Source organism: Micrococcus sp. M4NT (assembly GCF_033790745.1).
In the GTDB taxonomy this organism is placed as follows: Bacteria; Actinomycetota; Actinomycetes; order Actinomycetales; family Micrococcaceae; genus Micrococcus.
This window is the reverse complement of record NZ_JAMYEH010000003.1, coordinates 24,576-48,459: the sequence shown is the minus strand read 5'-3', so window position 1 is coordinate 48,459 and position 23,884 is coordinate 24,576. Positions and strand designations below refer to the sequence as shown.

Below are 23,884 nucleotides of genomic sequence, written 5' to 3'. Positions count from 1 at the left end.
CGATCGACTCAGGACCGGAACGCGCGCGCCACCTCGAGGAAGCGGTCGTTGGCCTCGACCTCACCCATCGTGACGCGGACGCCCTCGCCCGCGAACGCCCGCACCGAGAGCGCTCGGGCCTGGGCTGCCTCGGCGAACGCGGCGGTCTGATCACCCAGCGGCAGCCACACGAAGTTGGCCTGGGTCTCGGGCACGTCCCAGCCGGCCTCCTGCAGCGCGGCGACGACGCGCTCGCGCTCGTCCACCACGGTCTGCACGTGGCCGAGGACCTCGTCCAGGTGCTCGAGCGAGGCGACGGCGGCCTGCTCGGCGAGCGTGGAGACGGCGAAGGGCACGGCCACCGTGCGCAGCGCGGAGGTGATCTCCGGGTGGGACACGGAGTAGCCGACACGGAGGTTGGCCAGGCCGTGCGCCTTGGAGAAGGTCCGCAGCACCACCACGTTGCGGTGCTTCCGGTACATCTCCGGGCCCTTGACGGCGTCCTCGTCCCGGATGAACTCCACGTAGGCCTCGTCGATCACCACGAGGATGTGGGAGGGCACCTTCGCCAGGAAGTCCTCCACCTCGACCGTGGTGAGCACCGGGCCGGTGGGGTTGTTCGGGGTGCACAGCAGGATCACGCGCGTGCGGTCCGTGATGGCGTCCAGCATGGCCGGCAGGTCGTGTCGGTGGTCCGCGGTGAGCGGCACCATGACGTCCTTCGCGCCGGCGCTGCGGGCCACGATCGGGTAGGCCTCGAAGGAGCGCCACGCGAAGATCACCTCGTCCGGCTCGGTGCCCTCCCCCTCGCCCGCGAAGGCGGTGATGATCTGGGACAGCGCGCCCAGCGAGCCGGCGCCGGTGACGATGTCCTCGGCCGGGACGTCCAGGTGGGTGGCCAGCTTCTCACGCAGCTCCGTGGCGAGCGGGTCCGGGTAGCGGCACAGCAGGCTCGGGGCGCCCTCGACGCCGGTCACGATCTCGTGCACGCGCTCCACGACGCCCGGCACCGGGGCGAACGGGTTCTCGTTCGAGGAGAGCTTGTACGGAGTGAGGCCGGGGACGGCCACGGGCGGCTTGCCGGCCGCGTACGGCGGCAGCTTGCCGACCTTGGCGTGGGCACGGACGACGGCGGGGCTGGGCTGAGCGGAGTCGGTCATGTGGCACAGGATACGGCGGTGACGAGGCTCTCAGCCGTCGCCGAGGGCGGCCGCCACCCGCTGAGCGGCGGCGGACAGGCGGGCCCCGATCGCCTCGAGGTCCTCCGCCCGGGTCGCGAAGACGACGGCGAGCGCCGCCGGGAACTGGCCCCGCACCGCGAGCGGCACGGCCACCGAGGACACGCCGGTGATCACCTCGTCGCGGCTCGAGGCCCAGCCGCGCGCGCGGGCGCCGGCGACCTCCGGACGTTCGGCGCCGTCGTCGTGCGGGCCCACCCCCTGCCCGCCCTCGGCGCGGCGGGCGCGCTGCGCGGCCCACTCCGCCTCCGGCATGGCGGCCGCGAGGGCGATGCCCGGCGCGCCGACCCCCAGCGGGTGGCGCGTGCCCGGCCGCTGGGTCACGAGGTTGCCGCGCGGGGGCTCCACCGTGGCGAGGGTGAGGCAGTCCGCGCCGTCCCAGACCACGAGGAAGGCGGTCATGTGGAGGTCGGCCGAGACGGAGGTGAGCTCGGGCAGGGCCGCGGCGCGCAGGTCCGGCTCCACCCGGCCCGCAAGCACCGCGAGGCCCGGGGCGACGAGGACGCGGCCGGCGTCGTCCCGGCGCAGGAGGCCGTGCTCCTCGAAGGTGCGGAGCATGCGGTAGGCCACCGAACGGTGGACGCCGAGGCCCTCGGCGAGCTCGGCGATGGTGGGCGGCGTGGGCGCCTCGGCCACGGCCTCGAGCATCGTGAGCGCACGGGAGAGGGTCTGCGACGGCGCCTCGGCGCGCACGGGGCGGGAGCGGGACGTCTCGGGGGGCATCGTGCGCTCCTTCGCTCAACGGGGCCGGGCGGAACGGGGTGGATGGACCGCGCGGGGGCACACCGGACGGCGTGTGGGCGCCCCCACGCGGGGTTGTGAAGCCGGTCACGCCCGCGTACAGTCTGCCACAGGCGTGTTCCCTCTGGGAACGACGCGTTCTCTGAGCGAACAGGCGCCGGGTGCCATCCTCGGCCGCAGCGAAAGGTCTCCCATGCTGTTCCACCACCACGGCTACGTCTCCACCGATCCCCGCGTCCAGCCCGCCGCCGGCACGGGCCTCACCCGCCCCGCCGAGCTGCCGGACGAGATGGACGTGCTGATCGTCGGCACGGGCCCCGCCGGCATGATCGCCGCGGCCCAGCTCGCGATGTTCCCGGACGTCCACGCCCGCATCATCGAGCGCCGCCCGCACCGCCTCGAGATCGGCCAGGCCGACGGCATCCAGGCCCGCTCCGTGGAGACCTTCCAGGCGTTCGGATTCGCGAACCAGATCATCGACGAGGCCTTCGACCTCACCTCGATGGCCTTCTGGAACCCGGACCCCGAGGACCCGGCGGACATCGTCCGCACCCAGCTCGCCGAGGACGACCCGGAGGGCGTCTCCGAGTTCCCGCACCTGATCGTGAACCAGGCGCGCATCCTGGACTGGTTCGCCGAGTTCATGATGAACGCCCCGGCCCGCATGGCCCCCGACTACGGCTGGGCCTTCGAGTCCCTCGACGACTCCGGCACCGGCGCGCACCCCGTCTCCGTGACCCTGCGCCGCACGGTGGACGCCGAGGGCAACGCCCTGGAGAACCCGGAGGACGGCGAGCTGCGCACCGTGCGCGCGGCGTACGTGGTGGGCGCGGACGGCGCCGGCTCGCGCGTGCGCAAGGCGATCGGCCACTCCCTCTCCGGCGACGCCGCCAACCACGCGTGGGGCGTCATGGACGTCCTCGCGGACACCGACTTCCCGGACATCCGCACGAAGTGCTCGATCCACTCGCAGGCCGGCTCGATCCTCCACATCCCCCGCGAGGGCGGGCACCTGTTCCGCATGTACGTGGACCTGGGCGTGGTGCCGGAGGGCGACGGCCACACCATCCGCAAGACCCCGCTCGAGGAGGTCATCAAGCGCGCCCAGGCGATCCTCCACCCCTACCGCCTCGACGTGAAGGAGACCGCCTGGCACTCGGTGTACGAGGTCGGCCACCGTCTGACCTCGGGCTTCGACAACCGCGAGCGCGTGGGCCAGCCCACCGTGTTCCTGCTCGGCGACGCCTGCCACACCCACTCCGCGAAGGCCGGCCAGGGCATGAACGTGTCCATGCAGGACGGCTGGAACCTGGGCTGGAAGCTCGGCCACGTCCTCTCCGGCCGCGCACCCCAGGAGCTGCTCGCCACCTACGCGGACGAGCGCAAGGACATCGCCAAGAACCTGATCGACTTCGACAAGGAGTGGTCCACGCTCATGGCGAAGCCCGTCTCCGAGCTGGGTGATCCGAACTACGTGGCGGAGTTCTACACGAAGACCGCTGAGTTCCCTGCGGGCTTCATGACCCAGTACCAGCCGTCCATGCTGACCTCGGGCACCGCGCACCAGGACCTGGCATCCGGCTTCCCTGTGGGCAAGCGCTTCAAGTCCGCCCTCGTGGAGCGCTCGTGCGACACCAACGTGAAGCACCTGGGCCACCTGCACCGCGCGGACGGCCGCTGGCGCGTCTACGTGTTCGCGGACTCCGCGTCCCCCCGTTCAGCGGACTCGCAGGCGGCCGCCTGGGCCCGGGCGATCGCGGAGGACCCGCAGTCCTTCCGCAACCGCTTCACCCCGCCCGGCGCGCCCGAGGACACCGTGTTCGACGTCAAGGTCGTGTACCAGCAGCAGCAGTCCGAGTTCGACTGGACCGACGCGCCCGCCGTGTTCGTGCCGACCACGGGCCCGCTCGGCCTGCGCGACCTGAACAACGTGTTCGCCACGTGCCGGCCCAAGCACGGCGAGGACGTCTTCGAGGCGCGCGGCATCAGCCGCGACGGCGCCGTCGTGGTCGTCCGCCCGGACCACTACGTGTCCGGCGTCTTCCCGCTGGACGCCCCCGCGATGGTGAACGAGTTCTTCGCGGGCGTGCTGTCCGACCGGGCCTGACCCGACCGGCTCAGCGGCTGCGCGGCGTGCGGGCGATCTCCTCGGGCGCCTGGCTGACCACCCCCGCCCGACGCCGCGCGTCGGCGCCCTCGACGCTCCGCTGCAGGCGCACCGTCCGGCTGGAGAGCACGGCGCCCGTGGCCAGCCCGGCGAGCGCGGCGTGCACGCCGGCCACCTCGGCGCGAGCGGCGGGGTCGGCGGCCTCGAAGTCCTCGATCATGCGGGTGTAGTCCCCGAGCGCGTGGGCCCGGTCCAGGTCAGTCGCGACGGCCTCCGCATCCTGTCCCAGGCGCGAGGCGAGCCCGGGCAGGTCGTGGGGGTCCAGCCGGTCCGGCCCCAGCCGCTCGATCCCGTCCTGCCATCCCGCCTCGGACGAGGTCCCCGGGGCGAGCAGCGCGGGTGCCTCGTCCGGCCCCTCGGGGTGGAAGGTGACGGTGGCCCGCTGCAGGCCGAGGGGGTTCGGGCCGCCGTCGGCCGCGGTGTAGAGGTCACGGTCCGTGGCGAACTCGAGGATCGGCACACCGGCCGGCGCGGACTGGTTCCCGTTCGGCGCACCCACGGTCATGACGCCGCGCACCGAGTAGGCCTGGGAGAATCCGGGATCGTCCGCCAGGTTGACCGCGTGCACGCCGCCCTGGCTGTACCCGGCCAGCAGGAGGTCGGCGCCCGTCGGCACGCCCGCCGCCGCGAGGGCCTGCGCGATGCCGGCCGCCGTCCGGCGCGAGTCGTTCCCCAGCGCGTCGAGGTTGCCCCCACCGTCCGCCCAGTTGTCCGAGCGATGCTGCGGCAGCAGCCCCTCCTGGGTGCCCGGCAGGCCCACGAGCCACACGTCCGCGCCGTCCGCGCCGCGGATCCGGGTGACGGTCACCGCGCCCTCGCCGTCGCTGTGCCGCGGGATGAGGTGCGCGACCTCGGACAGGTGGCCGGTGAGACGCCGGGGCGCCTCGAGGTGGTCCACAGGCTCCCCGGCGACCTCGAGGGGATCGGCGTTCGTGGGGTCCAGGAGCGGGTAGACCTCGGCGATGAGCCGCCACGCGGCCGCGGGCGTGAGGCGCAGGCTGGGGTCGATGTCCCCCAGGCGGTCCGCCGCCCACTCGAGCTCACCGCCCAGCTCCCCCACGGCGCACTGCCCCGCCACCCAGTCCCGCACGGGCCCGCCGAATCCACCGATGGCCGCGATGCCCTCGTCCACCGTCGTCCCCACGGGGAGGCCGAGCAGCTGGGCCAGGAGCGCCTCCCCCACGACCTCCGTGCCCGCCCGCACGAGGAACTCCGCCTCCTCGACGGACAGGCCGTCCGCCGCCCGCGCCTCGAGCGCGGCTCCCAGCACGGCCGCCCGCGGGTCCTCCGCGTCCATGACGCCGGCCGCCCCCTGCTCGGCCCGGCGGTACGCCTCCGCAGCCCGCCGCAGGTCCTCCCGGTTGCGGGCGAGCGCGTCCGTCAGGCCCTGGAGACGGCGGGCGCCCTCGCGCAGCGCCTCCCGCAGGCGGGCCGCCGCGCCCGGGCCGGAGGCGGCCCGGTCCACGAGGGACGCCGCGTGCTCGGCGTGGAACACCAGGACGCGGGTGACGTCCGCGGCCTCGCGGAACCGCTCGGCGGCCGCGTCGATGCCGTCCAGGTCCGCGTAGACGGACCCCGGACCACCCTGGGTGCTGAAGCGGACCACGTCTCCCACGCCGCTCACACCCCCGCCACGCTCAGCAATGCGGCCCGGGCGGACTCCTCCGCCTGGCGGATCCGCTGCTCGGCGGCGAGCCGGGCGTCCTCAGCCTCCCGCTCGGCCGCGGCGAGCAGGGCCAGCCACTCCTCGGCGGAGGCGACGAGCGCCCCCGCCTCGGCCAGCAGCGCCTCGGCCCGGGCCAGGTGCTCCCGCGCCGCGCTCGACCGCCACTCCACCTCGAGGGTCGCGCGGATGATCCCCTGCGCCGCCAGGAGCTCCCGGAGCAGCCCCTGGAGGGGATCCCACGCCGCGCGCAGCACCGTAGCGGCCCCCAGCGCGTCCTCGAGATCGTCCTGCGCGCCGCTGAAGCGGCCGGCGAGGGACGCGACGACGTCGTCCAGGCCCACGGCGCGCAGCAGCGGGACCGGGGAGGGAGGGAGGAGGGGCGCGGAGATCAGCTCGGCGACGGGCATGGCCCCACGGTAGGGAGGGCGCCCGGCCACGTTCCCCGGGCGAGGGGCCGGCCGGGGACGGGGGCCCGTGCGTCGTGACCTGTGCAGGAGGAGCCGGCGGGCGGGGGTGTTGACCCACCTCACACCCTCCCCTATCCTGAACGAACGGTCAGTAATTCGATCCGCCGCGCGCGGACCCCGGGCACGGACCATCAGCCCGCACTCTCACGTGAGGTGAACCCCATGACGCAGACCAGCTCGACCACCCCCCTGGCCTCCGTCCCGTCCCCCGAGGATGCGGCCGGCCAGGAGAACTTCGATCGCCTGATCGCGGAGGACTCGCGCATCGAGCCCCGCGACTGGATGCCCGAGGCCTACCGCAAGTCCCTGACCCGCCAGGTCTCCCAGCACGCGCACTCCGAGATCATCGGCATGCAGCCCGAGGCCAACTGGATCACGCGCGCCCCCTCGCTCAAGCGCAAGGCCATCCTCATGGCCAAGGTGCAGGACGAGGCCGGCCACGGCCTGTACCTGTACTCGGCCGCCGAGACCCTCGGCACCCCGCGCGACGTGCTCAACCAGCAGCTGATCACCGGCCGCGCCAAGTACTCCTCGATCTTCAACTACCCGGCCCGCACGTGGGCGGACATGGGCGCGATCGGCTGGCTCGTGGACGGCGCCGCGATCTGCAACCAGGTGCCGCTGTGCCGCGCCTCCTACGGCCCGTACGGCCGCGCGATGGTGCGCATCTGCAAGGAGGAGTCCTTCCACCAGCGCCAGGGCTGGGAGATCCTCTTCGAGCTCTCGAACGGCACCCCGGAGCAGAAGCAGATGGCCCAGGACGCGGTGGACCGCACCTACGGCCCTGCCCTGCAGATGTTCGGCCCGCCGGACGCCGACTCCCCGAACTCCCAGCAGTCGATGGCGTGGAAGGTCAAGCGCTTCTCCAACGACGACCTGCGCCAGCGCTTCGTGGACATGATCGTCCCGCAGGCCGAGGCCCTCGGGCTGACCCTGCCGGACTCGGACCTGAAGTGGAACGAGGAGCGCGGCCACTACGACTACGGCCAGCTGGACTGGGAGGAGTTCAACGCCGTGATCAAGGGCAACGGCCCCATGAACACCCAGCGCCTGGCCCGCCGCATCCAGGCCCACGAGGACGGCGCCTGGGTCCGCGAGGCCGCCGCCGCCTACGCCCGCCGCCAGGCCGAGCAGCACGCCGCGGCCGACACCCAGCTGATCGGAGCCTGATCCATGACCGAGAACACCTCCGCCTCGAACGAGTGGCCCCTCTGGGAGGTCTTCGTCCGCGCGAACCGCGGCCTCTCCCACGTGCACGCGGGCTCGCTGCACGCCCCGGACGCCACCATGGCGCTGCGCAACGGCCGTGACCTCTACACGCGCCGCAACGAGGGCACCTCCGTGTGGGTCGTCCCCGCGGACGCGATCGCGGCCTCGGACCCGGACTCCAAGGGCGGCTTCTTCGAGTCCGCCCAGGGCAAGTCCTACCGCCACGCCACCTACTACCAGAAGTCCGAGGGGGTGCCCCACCTGTGAGCTTCGCGACCAACGACTCCGCCACGAAGCACTCCGCCGGCGTCGCCATCACCGCGGAGGAGATCTCCTCCGGTGAGCAGAAGGCCTCGGACGAGGTGGCCCGCTACGCCGTGTACCTGGGCGACGACTCGCTCATGCTCGGCCAGCGCCTCTCCTGGTGGATCTCCCGCGCCCCGGAGCTCGAGGAGGACATCGCCCTCGGCAACATCGCCCTGGACCTCGTCGGCCATGCCCGCTTCCTCCTCTCCTACGCCGGCACGGCGTGGGGGAAGAGCGAGGACGACCTGGCCTACTTCCGCGACGAGGAGGAGTTCCGCTCTGTCCGCCTCGTGGAGGCCGAGAACGGCGACTTCGCCAAGACCATCGCGCGTCAGCTGTACTTCTCCTTCTACGCGTACGAGCTCTACTCGCGCCTGAAGGAGTCCACGGACGCCACCCTGGCCGCCATCGCGGACAAGGCGCTCAAGGAGGTCCTGTACCACCAGGACCACGCCGCCGAGTGGCTCAACCGCCTGGGCCTCGGCACCGAGGAGTCGGCGCGCCGCATGCAGCGCGGCCTGGACGAGCTGTGGCCCTACGTGCCCGAGCTCTTCCACGACGACGACCTCACCCGCTCGCTCGCGGAGGAGGGCGTCGCGGTGCTCCCCTCCTCCCTCGAGGAGCCCACGATGTCCCGCCTGACGTCCGCCATCACGGCGGCCGGCCTGCAGGTCCCCGCGACGGGCACCGCCCGCGGCGGCGACCGCTCCGGTGAGATGAGCGAGCACCGCGGCTACATCCTGGCCGAGATGCAGTCCCTGGCCCGCCGTCACCCGGGGGCCACCTGGTGACCACCGCCAGCGAGCTGCGCCCCGCCGACCCCGCCGACGCGCGGGTCTGGGACGCGGCCTCCACCGTGCACGACCCGGAGATCCCCGTGCTGTCCATCGCGGACCTGGGGATCCTCCGGGACGCGCACGCGGAGGGCGAGAAGGCCGTCGTCGTCATCACCCCCACGTACTCCGGCTGCCCCGCGATGGAGACGATCTCCACGGATGTGGCCCGCGCGCTCACCCGCGCCGGGTTCGCGGACGCGGAGGTGCGGCTGGTCCTCCAGCCGGCGTGGACCACGGACTGGATGACGGACGAGGGCAAGGCCAAGCTCAACGAGTACGGGATCGCCCCGCCGTCGGCGCGCGCCGACGGCGGCCCCGTGCGGATCGGGCTGACCGTCAAGTGCCCCCGCTGCCACTCCCTGAACACCCGCGAGATCACCCGCTTCGGCTCCACCTCGTGCAAGGCGCTGTACACCTGCAACGAGTGCCTCGAGCCCTTCGACTACTTCAAGGTGCACTGATGACCGAGACCACCGCCGCCCCCGCTGCCGGCAAGCGCCGCGCCGCCTTCAACACCCTCGAGGTGACCGAGCTGCGCCGGCTCACCGAGGACTCCGTGGAGGTCACCTTCGCGGTGCCCGAGGAGCTCGCGGACGACTACGACTACGTGCCGGGCCAGTACGTCGCCCTGCGCAAGGAGCTGGAGGGGCAGGAGGTCCGCCGCTCGTACTCCATCTGCGCCGTCCCGACGCGCGGCGAGATCCGCGTGGCCGTGAAGAAGGACTTCGGCGGCCGGTTCTCCACCTGGGCGAACGAGCAGCTGCAGGTGGGCGAGAAGATCGACGTGATGAACCCGCAGGGCGCGTTCACCTCGCGCTCGCACATCACCTCGCTCAACGACGCCGAGAAGGTGGCCGCGGAGCAGGTGGCCAAGAAGGACAACGCCCACCTCGTGGCGTTCGCCGCGGGCTCGGGCATCACGCCGATCATGGCGATCGCGAAGGCCGTGCTGGCCGCATCGGAGACCTCGCGCTTCGACCTGGTCTACGCGAACCGCTCGGCCATGGACGTGATGTTCGCCGAGGAGCTCGGCGACCTCAAGGACAAGTACCCCGCCCGCTTCTCCGTGCACCACGTGCTCTCCCGCGAGCAGCGCGTCTCCCCGCTGCTCTCCGGCCGCATCGACGCCGAGAAGCTCGAGACCCTGCTCAACCAGGTGATCGACGTGGACGGCACCGACGAGTGGTTCCTCTGCGGCCCGTTCGAGCTCGTCCAGCTCATGCGCGACACCCTCGCCACGCGCGGCGTGTCCGAGGATGACATCCGCTTCGAGCTGTTCACCACCGGCAAGCCGGAGAACCCGCAGGGCCAGTCCGGCCGCGTGGTCGAGGTGGACCCCTCGGGCAGGAACGTCACCATCGAGTTCAACCTGGACGGCCTGACCGCCAAGGTCGACTCCCCCGCGTCCGCGCACGAGACCATCCTGAACGCCGCCCTGCGCGTGCGCTCGGACGTCCCGTTCGCGTGCGCCGGCGGCGTGTGCGGCACCTGCCGCGCCAAGGTCACCGACGGCACGTACGAGATGGGCGAGAACTACGCCCTCGAGAAGGACGAGGTCGACGCCGGCTACGTCCTCACGTGCCAGACACGCCCCACCTCGGACGCCATCACCGTCGACTTCGACGCCTGATCCGCGCCCGCCCCGCCTGAGCCAGACCGAGCCGCCCGAAGGAGCCCCCGTGATCCAGCTGAGCATCGCCGACGGCGTCGCCGAGATCGTCCTCGACGCGCCCCAGAAGATGAACGCCCTCGACGAGGCCGCCCTGGCCGAGCTCGGCGAGGCCTATGCGGAGGCCGCGGCCGGCGTCGAGACCGGCGAGGTCCGCGCCGTGCTGCTGCGCGGCGAGGGGCGCGGGTTCTGTGCGGGCCGGGACATCTCCCACGTCACGCCCGCCGACGACGACGCCACCGCGTACCTGCGGGACAGGGTCACCCCCGTGCTGCGGACGATGTCGGAGATCCCGGTGCCGACGTTCGCGGCCGTGCAGGGCGCGTGCCTCGGCGTGGGACTCGGCCTCGCGATCGCCACCGACGTGGTCTACGTGGCCGAGAACGCCAAGATCGGCTCGCCGTTCGCCAACCTCGGCGCCACCCTGGACTCGGGTGGCCACTGGCTGTTCACCGAGCGCCTGGGCGCGCACCGCACGCTCGACCTCATCTACACCGCCGAGCTGATCTCGGGGGCCGAGGCCGTGCAGGCGGGCCTGTTCTCCCGCGCGGTCCCGGCCGAGGAGCTGCTGGAGTTCACCCGCGCCAAGGCCGCCCAGGTGGCCTCCGGCGCGACGCTGGCCTTCCGCGCGTCGAAGGAGCTGGTCCGCCAGATCCGTGACGAGCGCGTCGGCCTGTGGGAGTCCCTCGACGCGGAGAACGTGGCGCAGGGCGACCTGTGCGGCACCGCCGACTACGCGGAGGGCTTCAAGGCCTTCCAGGAGAAGCGCAAGCCGGAGTTCACCGGCCGCGGCTGAGCCCTCCGTCCTCCACAGGCCCCCGCGACACCCAGACCACGGCGCCGCCCGCCCCCTCCGTGAGAGGGGGCGGGCGGCGCCGTCGAGCGGGCCGTGGGGGACGTCACAATCACGACATCCCTCGAGGGCGTGGCGCGAGTCACACCACATCGTATACGGTGACCCGTGTCACTTCCCGACCGAACGGTCGGTCACATGCGTCTCTCGCCGTCTCGCACCGCAGGCCGCAGCCCCTCACCCCAGGAGCACCCATGAGCCATACCGTCGCCTCCCCAGCCGCCCCGGCCGCCCGCGACCCCCGCGAGGAGCGCAAGGTCCTCGCCGGCACCCTCGTCGGCACCACCATCGAGTGGTACGACTTCTTCATCTTCGCCCAGGCCACCGCACTGGTCTTCGCCGCCCTGTTCTTCGCCCCGATGGGCTCGACCGGCTCGCAGATCGCCGCCTGGGTCACCCTCGGCATCTCGTTCCTCGTGCGCCCCCTCGGCGCCATCATCGCGGGCCACCTCGGCGACAAGTTCGGTCGCAAGATCGTCCTGTCCTTCACCCTGATCGGCATGGGCCTGGCCACCACGCTCATCGGCCTCCTGCCCACCTACGCCCAGATCGGCGTGTGGGCCCCCATCCTCCTCGTGCTGCTCCGCCTTCTCCAGGGCTTCTCCGCCGGCGGCGAGTGGGGCGGCGCGGCCCTCCTGGCCGTCGAGCACGCCCCCAAGGGCAAGCGCGGCCTCTTCGGCGCGGCCCCCCAGGTCGGCGTGCCGCTCGGCATGATCCTGGCGACCGGCGCGCTCTTCCTGGTGCGCTCCAACATGACCGAGGAGGCCTTCCTCACCTGGGGCTGGCGCATCCCCTTCCTGATCTCGATCATCCTGATCGTGGTCGGCTACTTCATCCGCAAGGCCGTGGAGGAGTCCCCGGTCTTCAAGGAGATGCAGCAGCTCAAGGCCAAGGAGTCCGCCCCCCTGGGCGAGCTGTTCCGCGGCCACACCAAGGAGGTCATCCTCGCCGCCGTGATCTTCGCGGCCAACAACGGCGTGGGCTACCTGCTGATCGCCTGGTTCTCCAAGTACGGCGGCCCCAAGGGCCTGGGCATGACCTCCACAGAGGTGCTGACCGCGAGCCTCGTGGGCGGCCTCGGCTGGTTCATCTTCACCCTGTTCGGCGGCTGGATCTCCGACAAGATCGGCCGCAAGACCACGTTCGTCGTCGGCTACGCGATCCTGATCGCCTGGGCGTTCCCCCTGTTCAGCCTGCTGAACACGGCCTCCCTGCCGCTCTTCGCCCTGGCCCTGTTCGTGCTGACGATGGGCCTCGGCCCCTCGTACGGCCCGCAGTCCGCCATGTACGCCGAGATGTTCCCGGCTCGCGTCCGCTTCTCGGGCGTCTCCATCGGATACGCTCTCGGCACCATCATCGGCGGCGCCTTCGCCCCGCTGATCGCCGATCTCCTCGTCAAGAACGGCTGGGAGTACGTCGCCTGGTACATCGTGGGCATCTCCGCGATCTCCCTGATCGCCGTCCTCCTGGTGCCCAAGGGCATCCAGGACCGCGAGCTGCACGACGAGGAGGTCGTCGCGACCCGCTCCACCCCGGTGGTCTCCGCCTGATCACCCTCCGCTGACGGGCTCCGCCCGCCACACACGACGACGGCGCCTCCTCCTCCACGGGAGGAGGCGCCGTTCGCTGTGCCCGGCTCGGCACCTGACGAGGTGAGGTGGTCGGGTCCGCGGGTCCCGTGCGTCGGGCCCTCTGGGGACGCGGCCCACGGCGAGGAGACGCCCGCCGCCGTGAGGGCGCGCGCGAGCGGCACGGCGGCGCCGGCGACGGCGTCCATCACGTCCTCGCCCCGTCACACCCCGCGCCCTGGTTGACCCCCGTCACACCGGGCCGGGATACTGATACCTGAACGCACGGTCGGTAATTCGGTGCGCCCCTGGCGCCCCACTCCCCGGCGCCCGCCCGCAACGCAAGGAGACCCCGCATGTCCACCCCTTCCCAGGCCCTGCTCGTCGGAGGTCGCCGCACCCCGGTCGGCCGCTACGGCGGCGCCCTCTCCTCCGTCCGCCCCGACGACCTCGCGGCCCTCACCATCAAGGCCGTGATCGAGGATGCCGGCATCGACCCGGCGGTCGTGGACGATGTCATCCTCGGCAACGCCAACGGCGCCGGCGAGGAGAACCGCAACGTCGCCCGCATGGCCTGGCTGCTGGCCGGCTTCCCGGACACCGTCCCGGGCATCACCGTGAACCGTCTCTGCGCCTCGGGCATGTCCGCGATCGGCATCGCCACCGCGATGGTGCGCTCCGGGATGGCCGACGTCGTCGTGGCCGGAGGCGTGGAGTCGATGTCCCGCGCCCCCTGGGTGATGGAGAAGCCGACGACGGCGTTCGCCAAGCCCGGCGCGGCCTTCGACACCGCGATCGGCTGGCGTTTCGTGAACCCGCGCTTCGCGGACGGCGAGTTCGGCGAGAAGTTCACCTTCTCCATGCCGGAGACCGCCGAGGAGGTCGGCGAGGTGGACGGCATCACCCGCGAGGACGCCGACGCCTTCGCCGCCCGCTCGCACGAGCGTGCGCTGGCCGCCATCGAGGCCGGCCGCTTCGCGGACGAGATCGTGCCCGTCGTCGTCACGGGCCGCAAGGGCGCCGAGACGATCGTGGACACGGACGAGGGCCCCCGCCCCGGCTCCACCCCCGAGGTGCTCGCCGGCCTGCGCCCGATCATCAAGAAGGACGGCGTGGTCACCGCCGGCAACTCCTCCTCCCTCAACGACGGCGCCTCGGCGATCCTCGTCGTCTCCGAGCGGGCCGCCCAGAAGTACGGCCTGACCCCGCGGGCCCGCGTCGTGGAGTCCACCTCGGCGGGCCTGGCTCCCGAGATCATGGGCCTGGGCCCCGTCCCGGCCACCGAGAAGGCCCTCGAGCGCTCCGGCTGGTCCGTGGCGGATCTGGGCGCCGTCGAGCTCAACGAGGCCTTCGCCACCCAGTCCCTGGCCTCGATGCGTCGCCTCGGCCTGGACCCGGAGACCGTCAACGCCGACGGCGGCGCGATCGCCCTGGGCCATCCGCTGGGCTCCTCGGGTTCGCGCCTCGTGGTCACGCTGCTCGGTCGGATGGAGCGCGAGGGCGCGGACAGGGGCCTGGCCACGATGTGCGTGGGTGTGGGCCAGGGCTCCGCGATGCTCGTGGAGAAGGTGTGAGCATGGCCGAGACCCGCGAGACCCCTCAGGCCGAGGCGGATCCCGACGTCGTCGGCCCGCGCCTGGACGCGGCGGACTTCACCGCCCTGCGGATCGAGGAGCGCGAGGACCGGCTCCACGCGCGCATGGACCGCCCCGCGGTGCGCAACGCGATCGACGCGACCATGGTGGACGAGTTCCACGCGGTGTGCGCACACCTCGAGCAGAACCCCAAGATCCTCATCATCTCGGGCACGCAGGTGGAGTCGAAGAAGGCCCCCGGCACGTTCTCGGGCATCTTCGCGTCCGGCGCGGACATCGGCCAGCTGCGCGAGCGGCGCCGCGACGACGCCCTGCGCGGCGTGAACTCGCAGGTGTTCGACCGCATCCACCGCCTGCCGATGCCCGTCATCGCCGCGATCGACGGCTTCGCCCTGGGCGGCGGCGCCGAGCTCGCGTACGCGGCGGACTTCCGCATCGCCACGCCCTCCCTGAAGATGGGCCAGCCGGAGACCGGCCTCGGCATCACGGCTGCCGCGGGCGCGCAGTGGCGCCTCAAGGAGCTCGTCGGCGAGCCGGTGGCCCTCGAGCTGCTGCTGGCCGGCCGCATCCTGGACGCCCAGGAGGCCCTGGACCTCACGCTCGTCACCGAGCTGCACGAGCCGGACCACCTGGAGGACGCCGCCCACGCCCTGGCGGACCGCATCGCGCAGCAGGACCCCCTGGCGGTGCGCCTGTCCAAGCGCGTGTTCCACCTGCCCCGCGAGGCCCACCCCCACGTGGACGAGATCGCGCAGGCCATCCTGTTCGAGTCCGAGGCCAAGTTCGAGCGCATGCAGGCGTTCCTGGACCGCAAGAAGAAGTGAGGACTTCCATGACCGAAACCCAGAACACCCCTGACACCTCCCGCGCGTCCGTGCCCGACGTCGTCGGCGTCCTCGGCGGCGGCCGCATGGGCGGCGGCATCGCCCACGCCTTCCTCACCTCCGGTGCCGCCGAGGTGATCGTGGTGGAGCGCGACGCGCAGTCGGCCGAGGCAGCCAAGGAGCGGATCGAGGCGGACCTTGCGAAGTCCCTCGAGCGCGGCAAGCTGGACGGCAACCTGGACGTGTGGGCCGAGCGCCTCACGATCTCCCTGGACCGCGCCGACTTCGCCCGCTGCGGGCTCGTGGTGGAGGCCGTCTTCGAGGACATGCAGGTCAAGATCGACGCCCTCACCGACGTCGAGAAGCACCTGGCCGAGGACGCGTGGCTCGCCACGAACACCTCCTCGCTGTCCGTGGACGAGATCGCCCGCCACCTGGAGCGCCCCGAGCGCTTCTGCGGCCTGCACTACTTCAACCCGGTTCCGGCCTCGAAGCTCGTGGAGGTCGTCATCGGCGAGCAGACCGGCGAGGAGCTCACGGCCCTCGCCACCGAGTGGGTGCGCGGCCTGGGCAAGACCCCGGTCGTGGTGAAGGACGCGCCCGGCTTCGCGTCGTCGCGCCTCGGCGTGGCCATCGCGCTCGAGGCCATCCGCATGGTCGAGGAGGGCGTGGCCTCTCCCGAGGACATCGACGCCGCCATGGTGCTCGGCTACAAGTTCCCCGTCGGCCCGCTCGCGCTGACGGACATCGTGGGCCTGGACGTGCGCCTCGGGATCGCCGAGTACCTCGAGTCCCAGCTCGGCGAGCGCTTCGCCCCGCCGCAGCTCATGCGGGACATGGTGGCCCGCGGCGAGCTCGGCCGGAAGTCCGGCAAGGGGTTCTTCGACTACGAGGGACAGGCCTGAGCATCCGGCGCGCCGACCGCCCGTTCCGCTTCGAGCACCGCTGGGCGGTCCCCCTGCCCGCCGACGCGGTCATGGACCTCCTCGGCGAGCCGGTGGGCTACTCCTCGTGGTGGCCCGCGATCCCGCGGGCCCGCCGGATCGACGACGGCGTCCCGCCCGGCGCGATCGGCGAGCGGGCGGCCATCCGCCTGCGCGGCTTCGTCCCCGTGGGCCTGACCATGGAGCGCGTGGTGGACGACCGCGAGCGCGGCGTCCTCGTCGCCCGCGTCGAGGGGGACCTCGTGGGCACCGTCCGGGCGGAGGTCCGTCCGGAGGAACCCGGTGCCCACGCCCCGTCCCGGCCCGCGGACGACGGCACCGCCCCCGCCTCCGCCGCCGACAGGCGTTGCACCGTGCACTGGACCCAGGAGGTCGTGCTGGGTCCCACGTGGATGCGCGCGGTCGTCGTGATCCCGGGGGCGAGGGCCGCGATGCGCGCGAGCCACGCCGTGGCGATGCGGGCTGGCCGCCGCGCCCTGGGGGCGACGCGCCTGCCCGCGGGCTGAGCGCGGCGCTGCACCCGACGCTCCCGCGCGAACCCGCCGACGCAGCACGCCCGGCGCGGCGTCGCACAGCACGACGGCCCCCACCATCCGGTGGGGGCCGTCGTGTCGTCGTGGACTCGCTCAGGCTGCGGCGTGCTCACAGGTGCCGCAGGAGCAGTCCGCGCACTCGCACGTCGCGCAGGCGCATCCCTGGTCGCAGGAGCCGCACGCGCAGGTGTCGCACTCCTCGACGTGGTCGCCGTGCACGTGATGCAGGTGGCCGTCGTGCTTGTAGTCCACGTGGTGGCCGTGCTCGACGGCCCCGTGGCCGCAGTCCGGGCCGTGCGCGTGGTCGTGCTCGGGGTGGATGACGTGGGTGGTGTGGTCAGTGCTCGTCATGGTGGGCCTCCTCGGCTGCATGCTGGACGGCGTCCCGCAGGATGTGCGACACGTGGTCATCGGTGAGCGAGTACATCCGGGTCTTGCCATGGAGGTCGGATCGGACGAGACCGCTCATCCGCAGCACCCGCAGATGCTGGGACATCAGGGTGTGCGTGACCCCCGCGTGGTCGGCCAGGCCGGAGACGCTCGTCGGCTGCTCCGCCATCCGCAGCAGCGCGGTGATGCGCACCGGGGAGGCGAGGACCTTGAAGAGCTCGGCGGTCTGGGTGATGTCGGGGTTCACGCGCCGATCTTACCTGCACATGTTTGCAGGTGTCCACATGTCGGGGCGGTCGAGCACGAGCGGGGTGAACGCCGGGCACGTGTTCACCGCGCCCCACAGGTTCACCTCGGCGGCGCGGCGCACCCCCTGCTCGTCGAGGCCCTGGTACGTGACGAACTGCTGGATGATGCCGCCGACGTCGAGCAGGCGGTCCCCCCGGCCGTGCGCCGCGACGACCTCCTCCGGGAGGCGAGCGACGCCGTCGTGGTCCGTGATGTCCCGCGGGTGGGCGGTGAACCGGGGGCCGACGCCGACGCGGCGGGCGGTCTCCTCGAGCGACCCGGCGGGGAGCGTCAGAGTTCGGCCTGCGCCTCGTCCCAGCCACGGGAGAGCGGGGGACGCGCGACGCCGTCGAGCAGCGCCTCCGCGGGATCCTCCCCGAGGTGCTTGATGCGGTTCTCCGCGTCCACGTGGACGACACGCGGGGTGAAGGAGCGCGCCTCGGCGTCGTCCATCTGCGCGTAGGCCATGAGGATCACGATGTCTCCGGGGTGCACGAGGTGGGCGGCGGCGCCGTTGATGCCGATGACGCCCGAGCCGCGCTCGCCCGCGATCGTGTAAGTCTCGAGGCGGGCGCCGTTGGTGACGTCCACGATGCTCACGAGCTCGCCCGGCAGGATCTGGGCCGCGTCCAGGAGGTCCTGGTCCACGGTCACGGAGCCCACGTAGTGCAGGTCCGCCTGGGTCACGGTGGCCCGGTGGATCTTGGCGTGGAACATGGTGCGCAGCATGCGGTGAGGAGCTCTCCAGGTGGGGGCGGGGTGTGTCCCAGGGACGGGGACGAGTCTACGCGGGGTCTGCGCGGCGGCCGATGAGTCGTCCGGACGGGGCGGTGGGCCGGTGGGGCGGTGGGGCGAAGCGCGGAGGCAGTCGTACACGCCGCTACGTGATTCGGTAGCGGCGTGTACGACTGCCTCCCGGGATGTGGTCACCGCGCGCCCCCTCCCACGGGCGATCGCCGGGCGAGGTGTTCCCGCAGCTGCCACAGGAACGTGTCCAGATGCGCCGGCCGGAAGACGTCCGCCGTCACGCGGATCACCTCCCACCCGTCCGCCCTCAGGTTGGCGTCCCTCTCGACGTCCTCCCGCCACTGACGCTGATCCGTGCGGTGCTGGTCGCCGTCGTACTCCACGATCACCTTCGCATCGAGCCAGGCCAGGTCCACGCGCAGCCACTGCCCCGTGGACAGGACGATGCGCGGATTCACCTCAGGCTCGTCGACGCCGGCCAGGACGATGGCCACCCGGAGGCGGCTCTCCTGGGGCGAGCCGGATCCCGAGCGGACGAGGTCGAGCGCCTCGCGCGCCGCGCGGATGCCCTTGACCCGCGGCCGACTCGCCACGCCCTCCCTCAGCTCCACCAGCGTGCCCACGCCCGGCGGCAGCTCACGACGGCGGCGTTCCGAGTGAGCCACCCTCACGATGCTGTCCCCCAGCGCGACGAGGGCGTCCAGCTGCGCTCCACCCTTCGCGAGGTCCACGAACGTCCACGGGGAGGTGGTCACGCGGACGCCGTCGACGACCCGCACCGGCGCGTCCGGCGGGAGCCGATGGCACCGCAGGCCCGGGCGCTGCGTGCCCCCGCCGTGATGCCGGGGCTCCGCGAGATGGATGACAGCGCCAGCCTCCAGCCGCCCGGTCAGCCACAGCCCGAGCACCCTCGCCGCCGTCGCATGGGTGAACACCCCCTCCGGGTGGAGGTCCTGCAGGGCGCGCAGCAGATCCAGCTGCGCAGGCTCCACCTCGCGCAGCCGCCACAGTCCGTACCCGAGCGAGACGAGGTCGCCGCGCCGCAGGCGGCTGGCCGACACCCCCGCCTCCTGCGCCGCCGGAGTGGAGAACACCGTGGGAGTGCGCTCTTCGTCGCTCAAGCCGCATCGCATGGGCGGCAGCGGGGCGGGGGCGCGGGGCATGCCCTGAGCGTGCCCGACGGAGGGGGCCCGTCGTCGTCGGGACGGCAGATCTGTGGAGAACGCCCGCACCCACCCCTCAGCGAGGCAGGCACACGCGCCGCTACGAATATGCGTAGCGGCGCGTGTGCCTGCCTTGGCGCATGGGCGGCGGCGGCCCGGGCGGCGACGGCCCGGGCGGCGACGGCGCCCCGGGTGGCAACCGCCCGCGCCGGCACCGCGTCACGACGACGACCGCATCACGACGACGACGGCGCCCCCGCCCCCTCCCGCGTGACGCGCGTCTCGGCTAGGCTCGGGCCCAATAACCGACCGATCGGTCGGGACCCATCCGCGCCCTCGACGTCAGGAGACCCACGTGACCGTCACCGCACCGTCCTCCGCCCCCGCCCTCCCCCAGATCCTGCCCAGCTACGTCCGCGGCGCCTGGTGGACCCCGGAGAACCCCTCCACGGTCACGCCCGTCGCGGACGCCAACACCGGCGAGCACCTCACGGACGTCTCCACCGAGGGCCTCGACACCGCGGCGGCCATCGACTACGCCCGCTCCGTCGGCCAGAAGAACCTCGGCGAGCTGACCATCCACGAGCGCGCCCTCAAGCTCAAGGAGCTCGCGCTCTACCTGAACTCCCGCATCCAGGAGCTCTACGACCTCTCCTTCGCGACGGGCTCCACGCAGCGCGACCACGCCTTCGACGTCGACGGCGGCATCGGCACGCTCTTCACCTTCTCCGGCAAGGGCCGCCGCGAGCTTCCGAACGCCAACGTGATCATCGACGGCGACGTCGAGCCGCTCTCCAAGGACGGCTCGTTCATCGGCGAACACGTCTACCAGCGCGTGCCCGGCGTCGCGGTGCAGATCAACGCGTTCAACTTCCCGGTGTGGGGCATGCTCGAGAAGTTCGCCCCCGCCTTCGTGGCCGGCGTCCCCACGATCGTGAAGCCGGCCACCCCCACGGCCTACGTCACGCAGAAGTGCGTGGAGCTCATGGTGGACTCCGGCATCCTCCCTGAGGGCTCCATCCAGCTCATCGCCGGCTCGGCTCGGGACCTCCTGGACCACCTCGACTACCGCGACCACGTGGCCTTCACCGGCTCCGCCCACACCGCCCAGACCCTGCGCAAGCACCCCAACGTGATCGACGGCGGCGTGCGCTTCACCGGCGAGACCGACTCCCTCAACGCGGCCATCCTCGGACCGGACGCCACCCCGGACACCCCGGAGTTCGAGGCGTTCGTCAAGGTGGTCTTCCAGGAGATGACGGTCAAGGCGGGTCAGAAGTGCACGGCCGTCCGCCGCGTGATCGTCCCCGCCGCCATGGCCGAGGCCGTCACCACCGCCCTCACCGAGCGCCTCTCCGCGAAGGTGGTCCTCGGCGATCCCCGCAGCGAGGGCACCACCATGGGCGCGCTCGCCTCCAAGGAGCAGCAGTCCGAGGTCCGCAAGGCCGTGCAGCGCCTCGTCGACGCCGGCGGCCAGGTCCGCCTCGGCGGTCCTGACGGGGACACGGGCACCGCGGACGCCGAGGCCGGCGCGTTCTTCGCCCCCACCGTGCTCTCCTTCGCCGACGCCCGCACCCCCGAGGTGCACAGCGTCGAGGCGTTCGGCCCGGTCGCCTCGGTGCTGGGCTACGCCGACGTCGCCGACGCCGTCGAGCTGGCCGCGATGGGCTGCGGCTCGCTCGTGGCCACCGTGGCCACGAACGACGGCGAGACCGCCCGCGCGTTCGCCGCCGGGATCGGCGCGCACCACGGCCGCGTGCACTTCCTCAACCGCCAGACCGCCAAGACCACCACGGGCCACGGCGCCCCCGTGCCCGTGCTCGTGCACGGCGGCCCGGGCCGCGCCGGCGGCGGCGAGGAGCTCGGCGGGATCCGCGCCGTCAAGCACTACATGCAGCGCACCGCGATCCAGGGCTCCCCGGACATCCTCACCGCCATCACGGGCGTGTGGCACCCGGGTGCCGCGGCGGACACCGCCACCCGCGAGGACGTGGAGTCCGGTGCCAAGAAGCACCCGTTCTACAAGTCGCTCGAGGAGCTGAAGGTCGGCGACCAGTTCGCCTCCGGCCTGCGCACCGTGACCCTCGAGGAGATCACGGAGTTCGCTGAGAAGACCGGGGACAAGTTCTACGCGCACACGGACGAGGAGGCCGCCATGGCCAACCCGTTCTTCCCGCGCCGCGTGGCCCACGGCTACCTGCTGGTCTCCTGGGCCGCCGGCCTCTTCGTGGCCCCGGATCCGGGCCCGGTGCTCGCCAACTACGGCCTGGAGCACCTGCGCTTCATCACGCCCGTGACCTACGACGACGCCATCCGCGTCACCCTCACGGCCAAGAGGATCACCCCGCGTGTGACGGACGAGTACGGCGAGGTCGCCTGGGACTGCCGCCTGCACAACCAGAACGACGAGCTCTGCGCGCAGTACGACGTGCTGACGCTCGTCGCCAAGACCTGGCCGATGGCGCAGGGGCAGGCTCCCGACGCTCAGGTGTGAGCCGTCGGACAGATCCGACGGGAACAAGCCCACCGGCATGCTTCGTTCACCCTGATGTCCCCGAAGGACCCCTGAGAGAGAAGGTCATCCCCATGTCCGAATTCACTCGTTTCGAGCAGGTGACGGTGCTCGGCACCGGCGTGCTGGGCTCGCAGATCATCATGCAGGCCGCCTACCACGGCAAGAAGGTCATGGCGTACGACGCCGTCCCCGCCGCCCTCGAGAACCTCGACAAGCGCTGGGCGTGGATCCGCCAGGGCTACGAGGCCGACCTTGGCGAGGGCTACGACGCCGCCCGCTTCGACGAGGCCATCGCCCGCATCACCCCGACGTCGGACCTGGCCGAGGCGGTGGCGGACGCGGACATCGTGATCGAGGCCGTCCCGGAGAGCCTCGACCTCAAGCGCGACGTGTGGGCCAAGGTGGGCGCCGCGGCCCCCGCCACGACCCTGTTCGCCACGAACACCTCCTCCCTGCTGCCCTCGTCCTTCGCGGACGCCAGCGGCCACCCGGAGCGCTTCGTCGCCCTGCACTACGCCAACCGCATCTGGGCCCAGAACACGGCCGAGGCCATGGGCACCGCCAAGAGCTCCCCGGAGGCCGTCGCCGGCGCCCTGCAGTACGCCGAGGAGACCGGCATGGTCCCCGTGCACGTGCGCAAGGAGGTGCCGGGCTACCTGCTGAACTCGCTGCTCATCCCGTGGCTGCAGGCCGGCTCCAGGCTCTACATGAACGGCGTGGCCAACCCCGCGGACATCGACCGCACCTGGCGCGTGGCCACCGGCAACGACGCCGGCCCGTTCCAGACCTACGACGTGGTCGGCTTCAACGTCGCCGCGCACGTCTCGCGCAACGCGGGCGCCGACTGGCAGATCGGCTTCGCCGACCTGCTGCAGAAGTCCATCGACGCCGGCCACTCCGGCCTCGCCGACGGCCAGGGGTTCTACCGCTACGGCCCCAACGGGGAGAACCTGGGCCCGGTCGAGGACTGGAACCTGGGCGACAAGGACACGCCGCTGGGCTGATCCCCGCCTCATCACGACGCCGGACCGTCCGGTGCGCATCCTGCGCGCCCGGGCGGCCCGTCGTCGTACAGTCGCCCCATGACGCTCCGGACCCCCTCCTCCCGCCGCGCCCTCGGCTGCACCCTCGCGGCGGTCGCCCTCGCCCTCACCGGGTGCGCGGGCGACGGCGCCCCGGCCGCCGCGTCGTCCTCCGCCGGAGCCACCTCGGCCGACGGGTCCGCCACGCCGATCCCGCCCACGCCTACGGAGACGACGGCCACCGCAAGTCCGGCCTCCTCCGCCCGGGCTGACAGCTCCGCCTCCAGCGCGTCCTCGCCCGCCGCGTCCGAGGGGAACGGCTCGACATCCCCGGCGGCGACGCGCCCACTGGACGAGACCGATCCGCAGGCGTATGTCGACGCCCTCCCCCTCACCGTCGACGAGATCGACCGGCGGGCGGAGGCCCTGTGGGAGACGTTCGACGCGGTGGGGCTCCCCGCGGCCGATCTCCTGACGCCCGCGGACCGCCTGGAGATGACCCTCGCGGACCTCGACGAGCTGCCTTCCGACGCCTCCCTCGTGGTGGGTGAGGAGGAGTGCGTCGCCGCCGTCCGCGCGCGGTCGGACCACGAACTGTCCACCCCGGTGTGGGAGTACGAGGTGACCCTCGAGGACGAGATGATCGCCGACGACGCCGGGCTGGACTTCAAGGACAGCGTGCTGGAGTCGGTCCTGTTGAGCGAGACAGACCGGGCGGCGGATCTGCGCCGGCACGTGGAGAACCTGGACGAGGAGTTCCACGCGTGTGCCGACGTCCAGGCCACCGGTGCTCTCGGCGCTGCCGACGAACGCCCGTTCACGGCGGACGGCGTCACCTTCGAGTCCACCTCCCACCCGGGGCTGGCCTTCGAGGAGGAAGAGGTCTGGTGGTCCCTGGACGTGGCGAGGGGCTCCCGCCGGCTGGCGTACCTGTACACGGGCGACCCCGGCTCGCTCACCCGAGAGGACTTCGAGGAGGCAGCCGCCCGCCGGCTCCTCGACGTGGCCGACGCGCTCCCTCCCGAGTGGCCTCCGGCCCAGGAGACGGCGACGGCGGCGGACGTCCCCGGCCGCGCGGCATCCACGGAGGCACGCACCTCCGCCTGACCCGCGGCCTCGCACCTCCGCCTGACCCGCGGCCTCGCGCCTCCGCCCGACCTGCGT

Annotated in this window: 23 protein-coding genes; 15 read left to right on the top strand and 8 right to left on the bottom strand. The window is 72.6% G+C overall.

Features of this window, described 5'->3' with window-relative positions:
- Positions 1-8: 8 nt before the first annotated feature.
- Entirely contained in the window at positions 9-1,139 is a 1,131-nt protein-coding gene (locus NJC10_RS02670; protein WP_319074416.1) for a histidinol-phosphate transaminase, read from the bottom strand.
- A gap of 30 nt (positions 1,140-1,169) precedes the next feature.
- Positions 1,170-1,940, bottom strand: coding sequence for an IclR family transcriptional regulator (locus tag NJC10_RS02665; protein WP_248117369.1), 771 nt, complete (start codon positions 1,938-1,940; stop codon positions 1,170-1,172).
- A 211-nt stretch (positions 1,941-2,151) separates the two neighbouring features.
- Here NJC10_RS02665 and NJC10_RS02660 point away from each other — a divergent pair, with 211 nt between their 5' ends.
- Positions 2,152-4,065 carry an FAD-dependent monooxygenase gene (locus NJC10_RS02660; RefSeq protein ID WP_319074415.1) on the top strand — a complete coding sequence of 638 codons (1,914 nt, stop codon included), beginning with the start codon at positions 2,152-2,154 and terminating at the stop codon, positions 4,063-4,065.
- A 10-nt stretch (positions 4,066-4,075) separates the two neighbouring features.
- Here the strand turns inward: NJC10_RS02660 and NJC10_RS02655 are convergent, their stop codons facing one another.
- Both NJC10_RS02655 and NJC10_RS02650 read right to left on the bottom strand, forming a co-directional pair.
- Positions 4,076-5,749, bottom strand: a complete 1,674-nt coding sequence (locus tag NJC10_RS02655) for a hypothetical protein (RefSeq protein WP_319074414.1) — start codon at positions 5,747-5,749, stop codon at positions 4,076-4,078.
- On the bottom strand, positions 5,746-6,198 hold the full coding sequence (locus NJC10_RS02650) for a hypothetical protein (RefSeq protein ID WP_319074413.1): 453 nt from the start codon (positions 6,196-6,198) through the stop codon (positions 5,746-5,748). Before NJC10_RS02650 ends, NJC10_RS02655 begins: the two co-directional genes overlap by 4 nt.
- A 222-nt stretch (positions 6,199-6,420) precedes the next feature.
- On the opposite strand from NJC10_RS02650, the gene paaA reads away from it, so the two are divergent.
- From paaA to NJC10_RS02595, 11 genes are all read left to right on the top strand, one after another.
- Positions 6,421-7,428: a 1,2-phenylacetyl-CoA epoxidase subunit PaaA gene (paaA, locus tag NJC10_RS02645; RefSeq protein WP_319074412.1), complete on the top strand. Its 1,008-nt coding sequence runs from the start codon at positions 6,421-6,423 to the stop codon at positions 7,426-7,428.
- 3 nt (positions 7,429-7,431) lie between these two features.
- Positions 7,432-7,734 (top strand): 1,2-phenylacetyl-CoA epoxidase subunit PaaB, encoded by a 303-nt coding sequence (paaB, locus tag NJC10_RS02640; RefSeq protein WP_248117358.1) that lies wholly within the window; start codon positions 7,432-7,434, stop codon positions 7,732-7,734.
- Complete coding sequence (gene paaC, locus NJC10_RS02635) at positions 7,731-8,564, top strand: 1,2-phenylacetyl-CoA epoxidase subunit PaaC (protein WP_298985248.1); 834 nt, start codon at positions 7,731-7,733, stop codon at positions 8,562-8,564. The genes paaB and paaC overlap by 4 nt, the downstream gene beginning before the upstream one ends.
- Complete coding sequence (gene paaD, locus NJC10_RS02630; RefSeq protein ID WP_319074410.1) at positions 8,561-9,070, top strand: 1,2-phenylacetyl-CoA epoxidase subunit PaaD; 510 nt, start codon at positions 8,561-8,563, stop codon at positions 9,068-9,070. Before paaC ends, paaD begins: the two co-directional genes overlap by 4 nt.
- A complete protein-coding gene (paaE, locus tag NJC10_RS02625) occupies positions 9,070-10,239 on the top strand; it encodes a 1,2-phenylacetyl-CoA epoxidase subunit PaaE (RefSeq protein ID WP_319074408.1) in 1,170 nt (389 codons plus the stop codon). The genes paaD and paaE overlap by 1 nt, the downstream gene beginning before the upstream one ends.
- A 49-nt stretch (positions 10,240-10,288) precedes the next feature.
- On the top strand, positions 10,289-11,074 hold the full coding sequence (locus NJC10_RS02620; protein WP_298985253.1) for an enoyl-CoA hydratase/isomerase family protein: 786 nt from the start codon (positions 10,289-10,291) through the stop codon (positions 11,072-11,074).
- A gap of 251 nt (positions 11,075-11,325) precedes the next feature.
- Positions 11,326-12,681: an MFS transporter gene (locus NJC10_RS02615; protein ID WP_319074406.1), complete on the top strand. Its 1,356-nt coding sequence runs from the start codon at positions 11,326-11,328 to the stop codon at positions 12,679-12,681.
- A gap of 374 nt (positions 12,682-13,055) precedes the next feature.
- Entirely contained in the window at positions 13,056-14,273 is a 1,218-nt protein-coding gene (locus NJC10_RS02610; protein ID WP_319074404.1) for a thiolase family protein, read from the top strand.
- 2 nt (positions 14,274-14,275) lie between these two features.
- Positions 14,276-15,118 (top strand): enoyl-CoA hydratase/isomerase family protein, encoded by an 843-nt coding sequence (locus NJC10_RS02605; RefSeq protein WP_319074403.1) that lies wholly within the window; start codon positions 14,276-14,278, stop codon positions 15,116-15,118.
- 8 nt (positions 15,119-15,126) lie between these two features.
- On the top strand, positions 15,127-16,023 hold the full coding sequence (locus NJC10_RS02600) for a 3-hydroxyacyl-CoA dehydrogenase family protein (RefSeq protein ID WP_319074401.1): 897 nt from the start codon (positions 15,127-15,129) through the stop codon (positions 16,021-16,023).
- A gap of 71 nt (positions 16,024-16,094) precedes the next feature.
- Complete coding sequence (locus tag NJC10_RS02595; RefSeq protein ID WP_319074399.1) at positions 16,095-16,568, top strand: polyketide cyclase; 474 nt, start codon at positions 16,095-16,097, stop codon at positions 16,566-16,568.
- Between the two features lie 120 nt (positions 16,569-16,688).
- Here the strand turns inward: NJC10_RS02595 and NJC10_RS02590 are convergent, their stop codons facing one another.
- The 4 genes from NJC10_RS02590 to NJC10_RS02575 all read right to left on the bottom strand — a co-directional run bounded on the left by NJC10_RS02590 (position 16,689) and on the right by NJC10_RS02575 (position 19,183).
- Positions 16,689-16,946, bottom strand: a complete 258-nt coding sequence (locus NJC10_RS02590) for a hypothetical protein (protein WP_319074398.1) — start codon at positions 16,944-16,946, stop codon at positions 16,689-16,691.
- Complete coding sequence (locus tag NJC10_RS02585) at positions 16,933-17,232, bottom strand: ArsR/SmtB family transcription factor (protein WP_248117339.1); 300 nt, start codon at positions 17,230-17,232, stop codon at positions 16,933-16,935. Before NJC10_RS02585 ends, NJC10_RS02590 begins: the two co-directional genes overlap by 14 nt.
- A 332-nt stretch (positions 17,233-17,564) precedes the next feature.
- Complete coding sequence (gene panD, locus NJC10_RS02580) at positions 17,565-18,002, bottom strand: aspartate 1-decarboxylase (protein WP_319074396.1); 438 nt, start codon at positions 18,000-18,002, stop codon at positions 17,565-17,567.
- A gap of 197 nt (positions 18,003-18,199) precedes the next feature.
- Entirely contained in the window at positions 18,200-19,183 is a 984-nt protein-coding gene (locus tag NJC10_RS02575; protein ID WP_319074395.1) for an endonuclease domain-containing protein, read from the bottom strand.
- A gap of 355 nt (positions 19,184-19,538) precedes the next feature.
- On the opposite strand from NJC10_RS02575, the gene paaZ reads away from it, so the two are divergent.
- The 3 genes from paaZ to NJC10_RS02560 all read left to right on the top strand — a co-directional run bounded on the left by paaZ (position 19,539) and on the right by NJC10_RS02560 (position 23,827).
- A complete protein-coding gene (gene paaZ, locus NJC10_RS02570) occupies positions 19,539-21,677 on the top strand; it encodes a phenylacetic acid degradation bifunctional protein PaaZ (protein ID WP_319074393.1) in 2,139 nt (712 codons plus the stop codon).
- Positions 21,678-21,769: 92 nt separating this feature from the next.
- Positions 21,770-22,702, top strand: a complete 933-nt coding sequence (locus NJC10_RS02565; RefSeq protein WP_319074392.1) for a 3-hydroxyacyl-CoA dehydrogenase — start codon at positions 21,770-21,772, stop codon at positions 22,700-22,702.
- 78 nt (positions 22,703-22,780) lie between these two features.
- The gene (locus NJC10_RS02560; RefSeq protein ID WP_319074389.1) at positions 22,781-23,827 is read left to right on the top strand and encodes a hypothetical protein; all 1,047 of its coding nucleotides are present in this window, start codon (positions 22,781-22,783) and stop codon (positions 23,825-23,827) included.
- Positions 23,828-23,884: the final 57 nt, after the last annotated feature.

Bases quoted from the DNA above. Each gene is read 5' to 3' on its own strand.
- NJC10_RS02670 (WP_319074416.1), bottom strand. From the start codon at position 1,139: ATGACCGACTCCGCTCAGCCCAGCCCCGCCGTCGTCCGTGCCCACGCC.
- NJC10_RS02665 (WP_248117369.1), bottom strand. From the start codon at position 1,940: ATGCCCCCCGAGACGTCCCGCTCCCGCCCCGTGCGCGCCGAGGCGCCG.
- NJC10_RS02660 (WP_319074415.1), top strand. From the start codon at position 2,152: ATGCTGTTCCACCACCACGGCTACGTCTCCACCGATCCCCGCGTCCAG.
- NJC10_RS02650 (WP_319074413.1), bottom strand. From the start codon at position 6,198: ATGCCCGTCGCCGAGCTGATCTCCGCGCCCCTCCTCCCTCCCTCCCCG.
- paaA (WP_319074412.1), top strand. From the start codon at position 6,421: ATGACGCAGACCAGCTCGACCACCCCCCTGGCCTCCGTCCCGTCCCCC.
- paaB (WP_248117358.1), top strand. From the start codon at position 7,432: ATGACCGAGAACACCTCCGCCTCGAACGAGTGGCCCCTCTGGGAGGTC.
- paaE (WP_319074408.1), top strand. From the start codon at position 9,070: ATGACCGAGACCACCGCCGCCCCCGCTGCCGGCAAGCGCCGCGCCGCC.
- NJC10_RS02615 (WP_319074406.1), top strand. From the start codon at position 11,326: ATGAGCCATACCGTCGCCTCCCCAGCCGCCCCGGCCGCCCGCGACCCC.
- NJC10_RS02610 (WP_319074404.1), top strand. From the start codon at position 13,056: ATGTCCACCCCTTCCCAGGCCCTGCTCGTCGGAGGTCGCCGCACCCCG.
- NJC10_RS02605 (WP_319074403.1), top strand. From the start codon at position 14,276: ATGGCCGAGACCCGCGAGACCCCTCAGGCCGAGGCGGATCCCGACGTC.
- NJC10_RS02600 (WP_319074401.1), top strand. From the start codon at position 15,127: ATGACCGAAACCCAGAACACCCCTGACACCTCCCGCGCGTCCGTGCCC.
- NJC10_RS02595 (WP_319074399.1), top strand. From the start codon at position 16,095: ATGGACCTCCTCGGCGAGCCGGTGGGCTACTCCTCGTGGTGGCCCGCG.
- NJC10_RS02590 (WP_319074398.1), bottom strand. From the start codon at position 16,946: ATGACGAGCACTGACCACACCACCCACGTCATCCACCCCGAGCACGAC.
- panD (WP_319074396.1), bottom strand. From the start codon at position 18,002: ATGCTGCGCACCATGTTCCACGCCAAGATCCACCGGGCCACCGTGACC.
- NJC10_RS02575 (WP_319074395.1), bottom strand. From the start codon at position 19,183: ATGCCCCGCGCCCCCGCCCCGCTGCCGCCCATGCGATGCGGCTTGAGC.
- NJC10_RS02565 (WP_319074392.1), top strand. From the start codon at position 21,770: ATGTCCGAATTCACTCGTTTCGAGCAGGTGACGGTGCTCGGCACCGGC.
- NJC10_RS02560 (WP_319074389.1), top strand. From the start codon at position 22,781: ATGACGCTCCGGACCCCCTCCTCCCGCCGCGCCCTCGGCTGCACCCTC.